This is a genomic window from Streptosporangium sp. NPDC020145 (genome assembly GCF_040631275.1).
In the GTDB taxonomy this organism is placed as follows: domain Bacteria; phylum Actinomycetota; class Actinomycetes; order Streptosporangiales; family Streptosporangiaceae; genus Streptosporangium.
The window spans coordinates 90330-103809 of the sequence record NZ_JBEXZT010000012.1 but is presented as its reverse complement, the minus strand read 5'-3'; the positions used below and the strand labels follow the sequence as shown (position 1 = coordinate 103809).

The 13480-nt window shown below is 69.0% G+C and carries 13 protein-coding genes and 1 riboswitch; of the genes, 6 read left to right on the top strand and 7 right to left on the bottom strand.

Going from position 1 to position 13480, the window contains the following annotated elements; all coding sequences use genetic code 11:
* Window positions 1-39: 39 nt before the first annotated feature.
* The gene (rpe, locus tag ABZ463_RS22550; RefSeq protein WP_352008965.1) at window positions 40-696 is read left to right on the top strand and encodes a ribulose-phosphate 3-epimerase; all 657 of its coding nucleotides are present in this window, start codon (window positions 40-42) and stop codon (window positions 694-696) included.
* Between the two features lie 86 nt (window positions 697-782).
* On the opposite strand, the gene ABZ463_RS22545 is transcribed toward rpe, so the two are convergent.
* The 5 genes from ABZ463_RS22545 to ABZ463_RS22525 all read right to left on the bottom strand — a co-directional run bounded on the left by ABZ463_RS22545 (window position 783) and on the right by ABZ463_RS22525 (window position 6751).
* Window positions 783-1817: an oligopeptide/dipeptide ABC transporter ATP-binding protein gene (locus ABZ463_RS22545; protein ID WP_352008966.1), complete on the bottom strand. Its 1035-nt coding sequence runs from the start codon at window positions 1815-1817 to the stop codon at window positions 783-785.
* Window positions 1818-1878: 61 nt separating this feature from the next.
* The gene (locus ABZ463_RS22540) at window positions 1879-2880 is read right to left on the bottom strand and encodes an ABC transporter ATP-binding protein (protein WP_352008967.1); all 1002 of its coding nucleotides are present in this window, start codon (window positions 2878-2880) and stop codon (window positions 1879-1881) included.
* Window positions 2881-2892: 12 nt separating this feature from the next.
* Complete coding sequence (locus ABZ463_RS22535) at window positions 2893-3873, bottom strand: ABC transporter permease (RefSeq protein ID WP_362778598.1); 981 nt, start codon at window positions 3871-3873, stop codon at window positions 2893-2895.
* A 100-nt stretch (window positions 3874-3973) separates the two neighbouring features.
* Window positions 3974-5764: an ABC transporter substrate-binding protein gene (locus ABZ463_RS22530; RefSeq protein ID WP_352008969.1), complete on the bottom strand. Its 1791-nt coding sequence runs from the start codon at window positions 5762-5764 to the stop codon at window positions 3974-3976.
* A gap of 33 nt (window positions 5765-5797) precedes the next feature.
* On the bottom strand, window positions 5798-6751 hold the full coding sequence (locus tag ABZ463_RS22525) for an ABC transporter permease (RefSeq protein ID WP_362778594.1): 954 nt from the start codon (window positions 6749-6751) through the stop codon (window positions 5798-5800).
* A 565-nt stretch (window positions 6752-7316) separates the two neighbouring features.
* A riboswitch (FMN riboswitch) is annotated at window positions 7317-7447 on the top strand.
* A 390-nt stretch (window positions 7448-7837) separates the two neighbouring features.
* Here ABZ463_RS22525 and ABZ463_RS22520 point away from each other — a divergent pair.
* The 5 genes from ABZ463_RS22520 to ABZ463_RS22500 all read left to right on the top strand — a co-directional run bounded on the left by ABZ463_RS22520 (window position 7838) and on the right by ABZ463_RS22500 (window position 11371).
* Entirely contained in the window at window positions 7838-8446 is a 609-nt protein-coding gene (locus tag ABZ463_RS22520) for a riboflavin synthase (RefSeq protein WP_352008971.1), read from the top strand.
* Window positions 8443-9105, top strand: coding sequence for a nicotinamide mononucleotide transporter family protein (locus tag ABZ463_RS22515; RefSeq protein ID WP_352008972.1), 663 nt, complete (start codon window positions 8443-8445; stop codon window positions 9103-9105). The genes ABZ463_RS22520 and ABZ463_RS22515 overlap by 4 nt, the downstream gene beginning before the upstream one ends.
* On the top strand, window positions 9102-10316 hold the full coding sequence (locus tag ABZ463_RS22510; protein ID WP_352008973.1) for a bifunctional 3,4-dihydroxy-2-butanone-4-phosphate synthase/GTP cyclohydrolase II: 1215 nt from the start codon (window positions 9102-9104) through the stop codon (window positions 10314-10316). Before ABZ463_RS22515 ends, ABZ463_RS22510 begins: the two co-directional genes overlap by 4 nt.
* Window positions 10313-10786 carry a 6,7-dimethyl-8-ribityllumazine synthase gene (ribH, locus tag ABZ463_RS22505; RefSeq protein ID WP_352008974.1) on the top strand — a complete coding sequence of 158 codons (474 nt, stop codon included), beginning with the start codon at window positions 10313-10315 and terminating at the stop codon, window positions 10784-10786. Before ABZ463_RS22510 ends, ribH begins: the two co-directional genes overlap by 4 nt.
* 96 nt (window positions 10787-10882) lie before the next feature.
* Window positions 10883-11371, top strand: coding sequence for a PH domain-containing protein (locus ABZ463_RS22500; protein ID WP_352008975.1), 489 nt, complete (start codon window positions 10883-10885; stop codon window positions 11369-11371).
* A 42-nt stretch (window positions 11372-11413) separates the two neighbouring features.
* On the opposite strand, the gene ABZ463_RS22495 is transcribed toward ABZ463_RS22500, so the two are convergent.
* Together ABZ463_RS22495 and ABZ463_RS22490 are read right to left on the bottom strand one after the other, a co-directional pair.
* Complete coding sequence (locus ABZ463_RS22495; RefSeq protein ID WP_352008976.1) at window positions 11414-12082, bottom strand: TrkA family potassium uptake protein; 669 nt, start codon at window positions 12080-12082, stop codon at window positions 11414-11416.
* Complete coding sequence (locus ABZ463_RS22490) at window positions 12075-13415, bottom strand: potassium transporter TrkG (protein ID WP_362778588.1); 1341 nt, start codon at window positions 13413-13415, stop codon at window positions 12075-12077. Before ABZ463_RS22490 ends, ABZ463_RS22495 begins: the two co-directional genes overlap by 8 nt.
* Between the last annotated feature and the right edge of the window lie 65 nt (window positions 13416-13480).

Here is a 13480-nt window from a genome sequence, read left to right as displayed (position 1 = left end):
GGTGACCGGAGGGCGGCGCCCAATAGACTCGGCCGCACTATGGCCGTACAGATCTCGCCCAGCATCCTGTCCGCCGACTTCGCCCGCCTCGCGGAGGCGGCCGCGGCGGTGCCCAACGCCGACTGGTTGCACGTGGACGTCATGGACAACCATTTCGTGCCCAACCTGACTCTTGGCCTGCCCGTCGTCGAGTCGCTGCTCAAGGCGACCTCGACGCCGCTCGACTGCCACCTGATGATCGAGGACCCCGACCGCTGGGCACCTGCCTACGCCGAGGCGGGGGCGGGCAGCGTGACGATCCACGTGGAGGCCGCCAAGGCCCCGGTGCGCACCCTGCGGCAGATCCGCGCCGCCGGGGCCCGCGCCGGGCTCGCGCTGAACCCCGCCACGGCGGTCGAGCCGTACGAGGACCTGCTCGGCGAGGTCGACATGCTGCTGATGATGACCGTGGAGCCCGGCTTCGGCGGCCAGCGGTTCCTGGACATCGTGCTGCCCAAGATCCGCCGGGCCCGCGGGCTGATCGACGGGCACGGCGGCCAGATCTGGCTGCAGGTCGACGGCGGGGTCTCGGCCGAGACGATCGAGCGCTGCGCGGAGGCCGGGGCCGACGTGTTCGTCGCGGGCAGCGCCGTCTACGGCGCCGCCGACCCGGCCCGTGCGATCGACGAATTGCGGTCGGCGGCGGAGAAGGCCTGACGGCCTCCAGACGTTCGAAGGCCCCGGGACGCCATTGGGCGCCCCGGGGCCTTCGAGAAGCCGCGAGAGTGCGTGGAGCGGGCGGGCTAGCCCTGCAGGGCCGGGTCGAGGATCACGCCCTCGCCGCTGACGGTCGGCTCCTCGGGGAAGTGGCAGGCGGTCAGATGCCCCTCCTTGTTGCCCTCCAGCCGGACCAGGGGCGGCTCCTCGGTCGCGCACTTGTCCTGTGCCTTCCAGCAGCGGGTGCGGAAACGGCAGCCGGACGGCGGGTCGATGGGGGAGGGCACGTCCCCGGCGAGGCGGATGCGCTCGCGGGCACCCGCCTCCGTGGTCGCCTCGGGCACCGCCGACAGCAACGCGTGGGTGTAGGGGTGCCGGGGGCGCTCGTAGAGGGAGGACCTGTCGGCTATCTCGACGATCTTGCCGAGGTACATGACCGCGACCCGCTGCGAGAAGTGCCTGACGATGGCCAGGTCGTGCGCGATGAACAGGAACGCGATCCCCAGGTCCCTCTGGAGCTGCTGGAGCAGGTTGACGACCTGCGCCTGGATCGAGACGTCAAGCGCGGAGACCGGCTCGTCGGCGATGATCAGCTTGGGGTTGAGGGCCAGCGCGCGGGCGACCCCGATGCGCTGGCGCTGACCGCCGGAGAACTCGTGCGGGAAGCGGTTGTAGTGCTCGGGGTTGAGACCGACGGTCTCCAGAAGCTCCTTGACGCGCTTCTCCCTGCCACCGGGCGGCTCGATGCCGTTGATCTCCATCGGGCCACTGATGATCGTGCCCACGGTGTGGCGGGGGTTGAGCGACGAGTACGGGTCCTGGAAGATCATCTGGATCTCGGACCTGATCGGCTTGAGCTCCTTGCGGCCTGCGTGCGTGATGTCGTGGCCCCGGTAGCGGATGGAGCCCCCGGTGGGTTCGAGCAACCGGGCGGCGAGCCGTCCCGTGGTCGACTTCCCGCAGCCGGACTCGCCGACCAGGCCGAGGGCCTCACCGGTGTGCACGGTCAGGTCGAGCCCGTCGACCGCGTGCACCTTGCCGACCTGCCGCTTGAAGATCAGCCCGCCCGTCACCGGGAAGTGCTTCTCCAGCCCGGACAGCTCCAGCAGTTCCTCGCTCACGCGTCCTCCCTCGCAGACGGCGTCCGCGAGCCGCCAAGCCCGTTCACTGGCCGTCCTTGCTTCACTTGTGGATCTCCCGCTTCTGGGCGAGGGTCAGATAGCACGCGTCGCCGTGGCCGCGGTGCGGGGACAGTTCGGGCCGCTCACCCTTGCACAGCTCGGGTCCCGCCTGGTCCATGTAGTCGCACCTGGGGTGGAACGGGCAGCCGGAGGGAACGTTGAGCAGGCTCGGCGGGGTGCCGCGGACCGGCTTGAGCGGGATGTCGACCGAGGAGCTCAGCCGCGGCATCGAGCCGAGCAGACCCCAGGTGTAGGGGTGACGCGGGGTGTCGAGGACCTCCTTGACCGTGCCGCGCTCGACGGCCCGGCCCGCGTACATCACCAGCACGTTGTGCGCGGTGTTGGCGACCACGCCCAGGTCGTGCGTGATCATGATGATGGAGGTGCCGGTCTGGTCCTGGAGCTCCTTGAGCAGGTCCAGGATCTGGGCCTGCACGGTCACGTCAAGCGCGGTGGTCGGCTCGTCGGCGATCAGCAGGTCCGGGTCGCAGACCAGGGCCATCGCGATCATCGCGCGCTGCCGCATGCCGCCGGAGAACTGGTGCGGGTAGTCGTCCACACGGGTCTTCGGCTGCGGGATGCCGACCCGGGTCAGCATCTCGATCGCGCGGGCCCTGGACTCGGACTTGCTCGCGCCGGTGTGCTTGCGGTAGACCTCGCCGATCTGCCTGCCGATCGTGTGGTACGGCGAGAGCGCGGTCAGCGGGTCCTGGAAGATCATCGCGACCTTGTTGCCGCGAAGCTTCTCCATGGTGGACCGGGAGGCGCCGATCAGCTCCTGACCGTCGAGGTGGATCTCACCGCTGATCTTGGTGGTCTCCGGGTTGTGCAGGCCGAGCACGGTCAGGTTGGTCACCGATTTGCCGGATCCCGACTCGCCCACGATCCCCAGGGTGGTGCCCTTCTCCACGTCGAAGGAGAGCCCGTCCACCGCGTGGACGAGGCCGTCCTCGGTGTGGAAGTCGACGGTCAGGTCACGGACCGACAGGAACGGGTTCGACACTTCTTCCAGCTCCTAGCTCAGCCGCACGCGGGGGTCGATGACGGCGTACAAGACGTCCACGATGATGTTGAACACGACGATGGCGCCTGCGGCCACCATCACCGTCGCCATCAGCATAGGCAGGTCCGAGCTCCAGACGGCCCTGATGGACAGCTGCCCGATTCCCTGCAGGCCGAAGGTCTGCTCGGTGATGATCGCGCCGCCGATCAGGGTGCCCAGGTCGACGCCGAGGATGGTGACGATGGTGATCAGGGTGCCGCGCAGCGCGAACCTCATCACGACCGAGCGGTTCTGCATGCCCTTGGCCCGAGCCGTCCTGACGTAGTCCTCGGAGAGCTGCTCCACCATCGTCGAACGGGTCATACGGGTGTAGTTGGCGGTGAAGATGATCGCCAGCACCACCCAGGGCAGCATCAGCCCCATCGCCCAGTCCAGCGGGTTCTCGGTGATGGGGACGTAGCTCGGCTGCCGCAGGATGTGGTTGTGGTAGACGAGGAAGTACAGCGCCAGCGTGCCGACGAAGTAGATCTGCAGCGAGGCGCCGATCAGGGAGGAGACGCTGGCGATCTTGTCCAGCGCCTTGCCCTGCCTGAGCGCCGCGACGATACCGGTCGCCACTCCGAACAGGAGGAAGACGATGGCCGCGCCGATCGTCAGCGAGACGGTCAACGGCATGCGGTCGAGGATCGTGTCCAGCACCGGGGCCTTGTTGACGAAGGAGAACCCCAGGCAGGGGGCGGCGCAGTTGCCCAGGCCCTCGTAGTCGCGGCCGACGAAGATGCCGGCGACCCAGGTCAGGAACTGTACGAACAGCGGCTGGTCCAGTCCCAGGTTGTGCCGCGCCTGCTCCAGCAGCTCGGGCGGGCAGACCTTGCCGCAGGCGAGCCGGGCGGGGTCGGCTGGAACGGCGAAGAAAAGGAAGAACGTGCACGCGGCGATGATCAGCAGGGTGACCACGGCGCCGAGGGTGCGGCGAGTGATGAATCGAAACATGGCCCGTTTCCCGACGGTTGCTGGGAGACCGCCGCGGGGGCCGTGAAGCCCCCGCGGGCCGTGGCCCCGCCTGTCAGCGGGGCCACGGCCTTTGCCGTCTCTACGGCTTCACGAAGATGGTGTCCGGCTGAACGATCCACTGCTGCGGGTCGATCTCGGCACCGCCCACCTTGGAACCGTGGAGCATGGTGGCGATCCGGTTCTCCGCGACGACCAGCGGGGTGATCGTCTCCTGGATCTTCTTGTCGAGCGCCATCCACGCGGCGTTGGCCGCGTCGATGTCCGTCATGGCGGTGATCTTGTCCATCTCGGCGGTGAGCGCCGGGTCCTTCAGGTGCGAGTAGTTGGGCGCACCCTCGGCGACCGGGCCGAAGATGATCGGGAGCACCGTGGAGCCGGACGGCCAGTCGGCGCCCCAGCCGCCCCAGTACATGTCGAACTGGTTGCCGAGCTTGCCGATCGAGTCGTAGTAGGTCTTGCGGTCGAGCGGCTTGGCCACGACGTTGATGCCGGCCTTCGCCAGGGCGCTCTTGATCGCGACGGTCACCTGCTCCTGGACCGGCGTCTGGTTGTAGGCGTAGACGATGGTCGGCGTCGGGGTGCTGGTCTGAGCCAGCAGCTCCTTGGCCTTCTCGACGTCACCCTCGGGCTTGGTCTCCTTGTTGAACAGGTCGTAGGACTGGTAGCCGACCGTGGTGTTCTCGTTGAGAATCGTGGTCGGCAGCGCCGCGGCGGCCGGGCCGCCCATGACCTGCTGGATCTGCTTGGACGGCCAGGCGTAGTTGATGGCCTGACGGACCTTGGGGTCCTTCACCCGGTCAAGGTTGAAGTAGTAGTAGTTGCCGTACGGCGAGGGGCTGTTCATCCGGCGGGAGGCCAGGTTGGGGTCGCTCAGCACCTGCTGCAGACGCTCCGGCGGCGTCGAGGCGTAGAAGGTGAAGGCGGTCTGGTCGGCGCCGGAGTCCGCCATGAGGCGGTCGGTCACCTGCAGGGCCTCGAAGCCGAACTCAAGGTGCCACTTGTCCGGGTAGGCGCCGCGGATCGGGTCGGTCGCCGGGTCCCAGTTCGGGTTGCGCTCAAGGTCCATGGTCTTGTCGACCACGTGCGACTTGATGATGTACGGCCCGCTGGAGACAGGCTCCTTGTCGTACTGCTCCTTGGTGTCCTTGGCCTTGGGCACGATGCCGTAACCGGCCATGGCGAAGGCGTAGGCCGCGTCGGCGTGCGGCGTCTTGAACTTGTAGATGATCGTCTTGTCGTCCGGCGTCTCGATCGCGTCGAGTTCCTTGCCGTCGTACGGGCCGGGGTAGGCCTTCTTGAAGTCGACGTCGGTCAGCCACTGCTGGATGTAGGTGGGGCCCTGGGTGACGAACGGCGCGAAGGTCCGCTCCATGCTCCACTTGACGTCCGCGGAGGTGATCGGCGTGCCGTCCTGCCACTTCACGCCGTCCTTCAGCGTGAACTTCCAGGTCTTGCCGCCGTCGGACTGGGTGCCGGTGTCGGTGGCCAGGTCGCCGACCAGCTTGAACTCGCCCTTGGCGACGCGCTTGTAGCCGGTCAGGGTGCGGGAGATCAGCCGGGCGAAGTTCGCCTCGGTGTTGACGTAGATCTGCGCGGGGTCGAGGTGGGAGAAGTCGTCACGGTCGATCATCGTGACCGTTCCGCCCTTGACGACGCCCTCCGGCGGGATCGCGGGGCCCTTGGAGTCCTCCGCGGTGCCCTGGGTGATGACCGCGGGCTTGTAGGCGGCGGCGGGGGCCGAGGAGGCACCGTTGGAGCTGCCGGACGGCTGGGCGGCCGGAGCCCCCTGGTTGCCCTCGGCGCAGGCGCTGGTGACGGCCAGCACACCGATGGCCAGGACGGCCACGGCTGACCGCTTTCTGACTGTCATCTCTCTCCTATCTGTTCAGCGCTTGAGCTGGGGCTAGCGCTTGAGCTTGGGGTCGAAGGCGTCGCGGACGGAGTCGCCGAGAAGGTTGAAGGCGATCACGAAGATCACCAGCGCGACGCCCGGGAAGATCAGGTACGTGATGTCGTTCTGGTAGACCTCGGTACCGCGCCGGAACATCCTGCCCCAGTCGGGGATCGGCTCGATCATGCCGACGCCGAGGAAGGACAGGGCGGCCTCCGAGGTGACCAGCGCGGGCAGCAGCAGCGTCGCCTGGATCAGGATCGGCGTCCACAGGTTGGGCAGCAGTTCCTTGAACACGATCCGCGCGGGGGAGGCGCCGGTCACCCGGGCGGCCTCGATGAACTCGCGTTCGCGGAGCGTGAGGACCTGGCCGCGCAACAGGCGGGCCAGACCGGCCCAGCCGAACAACGTCAGCACGAGCACCAGCGTCACGGCGCGCAGCCAGACCGGCGTCTCCTGGTCGGGACTGACGAAGAGGTTCTCCACCACGGGCATGAACGCGATGATGAACAGCACCGAGGGGAAGGACAGCACCGTGTCGATCACGCGGCCGATGACGTAGTCCGTCTTGCCGCCGGAGTATCCGGCCACGATGCCGATCACGATGCCGATCAGCGTGGTGAGGATCGTCGTGATGAGCGCGATCAGCAGCGAGGTCCTGATTCCGTAGACCAGCTGGGTGAACACGTCACGGCCGAGGTTCGGCTCGATGCCGAACCAGAACTCCGAGCTGATGCCGCCGTTCGGGGCGATCGGATAGCCGAAGTCATTGAGCAGGCCCGGGGTGTCCTGGCCGTAGAGGGTGTACGGGTCCTTGCCGTACAGCCAGGAGATCACCGGTGCGAGTATCGCCACCAGGATGAAGAAAATCACCACGATGGCCGAGGCGACCCCGGTCCGGTCACGGCGGAAGCGGAGCCACATCAGCTGCCCTGGTGAGCGGCCCACCGTTTCCGGTGCCTTCACCACGGGCGCCTCATCGGCGGTGGTCGCGGCAGGTGCAGGGATGGTCATCGTGCGGGAGCCCCCAACGAGCATGACTGAGCGGGATCTGGGGGAACCATTGCAAAACAGTCAGGGGCAAATCAATGGCCTAGCTGTTACTTGTTTTTTTGTTGTGCAATATAGATCAGGTTGTGGCTGCAATTCCATTGACCTGGGTGGGGGGTCGGATGGAATGATGAGATTCCCCACCGTCTCTTATTCACGGATTTGTGACATACCTATGACACGACCATGACGGTCTGTGTGGTCGTCGTGTCACCTCTCGTCGTGTGGTGTCCGCAGGTGGGGCGGAAGGCGGTCCGGCCGCCGGGTGAGTGCGTGAACGCGTGTTGACTACGGGTGACCCGTCCGGGTCCCGCTCGGCCCCCTGTGGCCCCCCGCCCCCTTCGTCCCTGTTCCCTTCGTACCACCGTGCCCGGCCCGGGCGCGAGGGTGCGCGGCGTGCCTCTCCCCGATGTCCGGTTGTTCCATCTGGTGGGAGGGGGACACGTCATCTTTTGCCGGACGTGGCACACTGGAGGGAGAGCAGCGTGCTCCGGGGTCGGTGAAATTCCGAGCCGGCGGTTACAGTCCGCGACCCGTCCGAAGCCATCGGCCGGTTGACCTGGTGAAACTCCAGGACCGACGGTCAAAGTCCGGATGGGAGGAAGCGCGCGGGCGGCAGGGACGTCCCTTGGCGGGGCGCCTCGCCGCCAATGGGTGTACGTGCCTGTGATCCCCCGGGGCCCGCCGTGGCAGAAAGCTACCGGCGAGTAGGAGTCCCGGATGTGTGGTCGGGCGCACCCGCGTCAGCCGACCGGCCTGCCCGCGCGTGGTCGCGGCGCCGCCGGTCCCCTCTTCCGTCTCGCCCGCCGTGTCCCCGCGATCTCCACGGCCTCTCCCGGTGAGCCCCTACGGCCTGGCCGGCTTCCACGTGCCCACGTCCTGGGAAACGCCCGCCGTACCGGCTCCCCGGTCCCGGCAGGCCCCGTGAGGCCAGGAAGACGGGCGGCCCCGCGCGGGTTCACTCCCGATGTCATCTACGCACGCCCTGCGAAGGAGCTGTGAATGTTCACCGGAATCGTTGAGGAACTCGGCGAGATCGCGGAGATCGAGACGCTGCGCGACGCCGCCAGGCTGTCGATCCGCGGCGGGGTCGTCACCGGCGACGCCGGGCACGGCGACTCGATCGCCGTCAACGGGGTCTGCCTGACGGTGGTCGACGTCGAGGGGGAGGTCTTCACCGCCGACGTGATGAAGGAGACCCTGGACCGCAGCAGCCTGGGGGCCCTGCGCCCCGGCTCCAGGGTCAACCTGGAGCGCGCGGTCCGCGCCGACCAGCGCCTCGGCGGCCACATCGTGCAGGGCCACGTGGACGGTACCGGCGTGCTGCTCGCGCGTGAGCCGGACGAGCACTGGGAGGTCGTGCGGATCTCCCTGCCCGCCGCGCTGAACCGCTACGTGGTGGAGAAGGGCTCGATCGCCGTCGACGGGGTCAGCCTGACCGTGGTCGGCGTGGACGACGAGGGCTTCTCCGTCAGCCTCATCCCCACCACGCTGCGGCTGACCACCCTCGGCGCCAAGCAGCCGGGCGACCCGGTGAACCTCGAAGTCGACGTGATCGCCAAGCACGTGGAGCGGCTCGTCGGCGCCTACGCCCCCGGGAACGGGTCATGAACTGGGTGAACGAGGGCTTCCAGCTTCTCGGGGTCAAGGTCCTGTGGACCGACCTGGTCGGCAACGTGGCCGCGCTGGCCACCGTGCTGCTGGCGATCCGCAGATCGATATGGACCTGGCCGGTGCAGCTCACCGCCGCGGTCCTGCTGTTCGTCACCTCCCTCAGCGCCCACATCACCGGCAACGCCCTCAAACAGCTCATGTTCGGCGGCCTGGCCGTCTACGGCTGGTGGCGCTGGACCCGCGGCACCCGGGCGGGCCAGGGCCTGGCCGTACGGCCCGCGACCGGCTGGGAACGGCTGGCGATGGCCGCCACGATGCTGCTGGGCACGGCCGTCGTCGGCGTGCTGTTCTTCGTGACCAAGCTCTCCTGGGGCGCGCTGGTGCCGCCGCCGAGGGGCTACCTGCTGGTCGCGGCGGACGCCTACATCTTCGTCGGCAGCGCCGTCGCCACCTGGGCCCAGGGGCGCGCGCTGGTGGACTTCTGGATCATCTGGGTGGCCGTGGACCTGGTCGGCGTGCCACTGGCCTTCAGCTCGGGTCTCGTCGTCTCGGGGGCCGTCTACGGGGTCTTCTTCGTCCTTGTCCTCATCGGACTCTTCAACTGGCTCAAGGAGTACCGGTCCAGGACCGTGCTCGTCCCCAAGGAGGCTGTGTGACCGAGCTTGACCCCATAGAGCGGGCGATCGCCGACATTCGCGAGGGCAGGCCCGTCGTGGTGGTCGACGACGAGAACCGTGAGAACGAGGGTGACATCATCTTCGCCTCGGCCAAGGCGACACCGGAGCTGCTGGCCTTCACCATCAGGCACACCAGCGGCGTGATCTGCGTCTCGCTGCCCGGTGAGGACCTCGACCGGCTCGGCCTGCCGTTGATGGTGCACGAGAACAGGGAACGCCTGCGCACCGCCTACACGATCAGCGTCGACGCCCGCGACGGGGTGACCACCGGCATCTCCGCCTCCGACCGCGCCAGGACGATCCGCACCCTGTGCGACTCGGCCACCGAGCCCGACGATCTGGTACGGCCCGGCCACGTCTTCCCACTGCGCTACCGCGAGGGCGGCGTGCTGGTCAGGCGCGGCCACACCGAGGCGGCCGTGGACCTGGCCAGGCTGGCGGGGCTGCGGCCCTCCGGAGCCCTCGCCGAGGTCGTCAACGACGACGGGACCATGAAGCGGCTGCCCGAGCTGCGCGAGTTCTGCGACGAGCACGACCTGGCGCTGGTCTCCATCGAGCAGCTGGTCGAGTTCCGGCGCCGCACGGAACGGATGGTGAGCAGGGTCGCGGAGACCCGCCTGCCCAACGCGTACGGGATGTGGCGCGCCTACGGCTACGCCAGCGCCCTGGACGGCGGCGAGCACGTCGCCCTGGTCTACGGTGATCTGGAGGACGGGGAGAACATCCTGGTCAGGGCGCACTCCGAGTGCCTGACCGGGGACGTGTTCGGCTCCCTGCGGTGTGACTGCGGGGTCCAGCTCGACCACGCGATGTCGGAGATCGCCGCCGAGGGCCGTGGTGTCGTGGTGTACCTGCGCGGGCACGAGGGCCGTGGTATCGGGCTGCTGGCCAAGCTGCGGGCCTACGGCCTGCAGGACGCGGGCAGCGACACCGTGGACGCCAACCTGGAGCTCGGCCTGCCGGTCGACGCCAGGGAGTTCTCCAACGCCGGCCAGATCCTCGCCGACCTGGGGGTGAAGTCGGTCAGGCTGCTGACGAACAACCCCGCCAAGCTGCGGGGCATGGACGGCTACGGGGTCAAGGTCCTCGGCCGTGAGCCGATGCCCGTGGCGATGAACCCCCACAACGAGAGGTACCTGACGGCCAAGCGCGACCGTCTGGGCCACGAGATCAACAAGGAGAACGTATGAGCGGCGCGGGACGTCCCCAGGCCGAGGCCGTCGAAGCGGCCGGGCTGACCGTCGGCATCGTGGCCGCCCGCTGGCACGAGAAGATCACCGATCAGCTCGTGGCGCGGGCGGTGCTGGCCAGCGCGGACAGCGGGGCGAGCGCGACGGTGATCCGCGTCGCCGGGTCCCTGGAGATCCCGGTCGTCGCCCAGGCGCTGGCCAGGCGCTGCGACGCCGTGGTCGCCCTGGGCGCGGTGATCCGCGGGGAGACCGCCCACTTCGACTACGTCTGCGAGTCGGTCACCTCGGGGCTCACCCGTGTCTCGCTCGACGAGGGAACGCCGGTCGGCAACGGGGTGCTGACGTGTGACTCCCTCGACCAGGCCCTCGACCGCTCCGGACTGCCCGGCAGCCACGAGGACAAGGGCTACGAGGCCACCGTCGCGGCCCTGGAGACGGCGCTGCTGCTGCGGGACCTCAGGGACGCCTGAGGTCCCCGAGCGTCTTGGACGCGGGGCCGGCCGGGGCGTGCGGTAGGTTTCCTATCGCCGTGACCGGTGCTTTTCCCGAAGGAACGTGATCTCCAGGTGAGTCAAGAGAACGTCTCGCCCCCCGAGCTGCCCGTCGTGTGGCGGCCGAGGAAGGGACGCGTCGTGGCGTACGGCTTCGCCGGTTTGATCATCGTTGGAGCCGTGGTCCTGGCGATCCTCCTGCCGCCGCCGTTCACCGTGGTCGACAAGGTCGCGATGGTGGTGCTCGGCGCCGCCGTCGCCGGGGTGCTGCACCTGCTCGGCCGCTGCCGGGTCGAGGCGGACGAGACGGGCGTCACCCTGGTCAACGCGCTGCGGGTGCACCGCTACGAGTGGCCGGAGGTGCTCGCGGTGACGCTGACCGACAGCGAGCCCTGGGCGAAGATCGACTTCACCGACGGCGCGACGATCGGCGCCATGGGGCTGCAGGGCTCGGAGAAGGAACGGACCGTCCAGCAGGTCCGTCAGCTCGCCGCGCTCATCAGGGAACGCGGCGAGGCCAGGGACGAGGGCGGCAACGGCGGACGGGCCGGGGACGACGACTGAGGCCCGGCCTGCGCGGCCGGGCCGGAGACGACGCCGGGCGTCTCAGGTCTCCTCGGCGAAACGCTCGGCCATACCCGTCTCGCCCGCGACCAGCAGAACCGTGTTCCCGTGGATGGCCGTGTCGGAGGTGGCGTAGGTGAACCTGCCGCCGGGGCTCTTGATCCCGACCACGGTCACGCCGTACTTCGTGCGGATGCCCAGCTCGCCCAGCGTCCTGCCAACCGCCCAGCCCGGCGCCTTGGTCTTGACCAGGGCGTAGCCCTCGTCGATCTCGACGTAGTCGAGCATCCGCCCGGTCACCAGGTGCGCGACCCGCTCTCCCATGTCGTACTCGGGCTGCACCACGTGGTGCGCGCCGACCCGGTCCAGGATCCGGCTGTGCTGGCGGCTGATCGACTTGGCCCAGATGTCCGGCACACCGAAGTCGGCCAGGATCGAGGTGGTCAGGATGCTCGCCTCGATGTCGCCGCCGATGCCGACCACGACCCTGCCGAACTCCTCGACGCCCAGCTGGGTCAGCGCGTCCGGGTCGGTCGAGTCCGCGCAGGCCACGTGCGTGAGCTGCCCGGACAGCTGCTGCACGATCTTGGGGTCGCTGTCCACGCCGAGCACCTCGACGCCGCGCTCGGCCAGTTCGAGCGCCAGCGCGCTGCCGAACCGGCCGAGGCCGATCACCGCGACCGCGTCGCCGCGGTCCTTCCTGTCAGCCAACGAGAGGGCCCTCCTCCGGATAACGGAACCTGCGGGTCTGGACGTGCAGCGCCAGCGCCGCGCCGAGTGTCACGGGCCCCAGTCTGCCGACGAACATCAGGACCGTCAGCACCAGGTGTCCCGGGGCGCCGAGATCGCCGGTTATCCCGGTGGACAGGCCGACCGTGCCGAACGCCGAGACCACCTCGAACAGCACCCGGTCGAGCTTGAACGGGGTGAGGGCCATCAGGACGAACGTGCCCAGCGCCACCGAGGCCACACTGAGCAGGGCGATGGTCAGCGCCTGGCGCTGGAGTTGCTCGGGCAGGCGGCGGCGGCCGACCGTGACGTCGGGCTCACCGCGCAGCTCGGCCAGGATGACGTAGCCGAGGAGCGCGAACGTCGTCACCTTGATGCCGCCGCCGGTGCTCGCGCTGCCCGCTCCGACGAACATCAGCACGTCGCTGATCAGCCAGGTGGTCTCGTGCATCTGCGAGACGTCCACGGAGTTCATGCCGCCGCTGCGGGTCATGGAGCTGTGGAAGAACGCCGCCATGATCCGCTGCCAGGGCGGCAGCCCGCCCAGGGTCGCGGAGTTCTCCCACTCGGTGAGGGCGACGGCCAGCGCCCCGCCGAACAGCAGGACCGCGGTCATCCCCACGGTGATCCTGGCGTGCAGCGACCAGAGCCTGGGACTGTGCCAGCTGCGGCGGAGCGCGGTGTAGACGGGGAAGCCGAGCCCCCCGACGACCACGGAGATCGCCAGCGGCAGGCAGATCCACGGGTCGTGGACGAAGCGCACGACGCCGTCCGGCCACAGGGTGAAGCCGGCGTTGGTGAAGGAGGAGACCGCGTGGAAGAGCCCCTGGTACAGGGCGTGGCCGGGCGACTCGCCGTATCCGATGAGGAAGCGGGCGGCCAGCACGGCCGTGGTCAGCGCCTCGACGGCCAGCGTCACCTTGGCGACGCCCGCGATCAGGCGGCGCACCTCGCCGGGACCCAGGGTCCGGGTCTCGGCCTGGGCGTTGAGCCTGGCGCGCAGGCCGAGCTTGCCGGAGACGACCAGCGCCAGGATGGAGGCCATCGTCATGATCCCGAACCCGCCGATCTGCATCAGCGCCAGGATCACCAGCTCACCGAAGACCGACCAGTGCGTCGCGGTGTCCTGTACGGCCAGGCCGGTCACGCAGACCGCCGACGTCGCGGTGAAGAGCGCGGACGTCCACGACGCCGCCCGCCCGGCCTCGACCGCGACGGGCAGCGACAGCAGCGCCGAGCCCGACATGACCACGACCAGGAAGGCGGCCACGACGACCCTCGACGGCGTGTTGATCCGCCGCAGAACGTTCTTCACGAGGGGTGAGAATACGCCGGGGAGACGACCGCCACGTCCGCCCCACGTGCCCTGTCCCGTCAGTG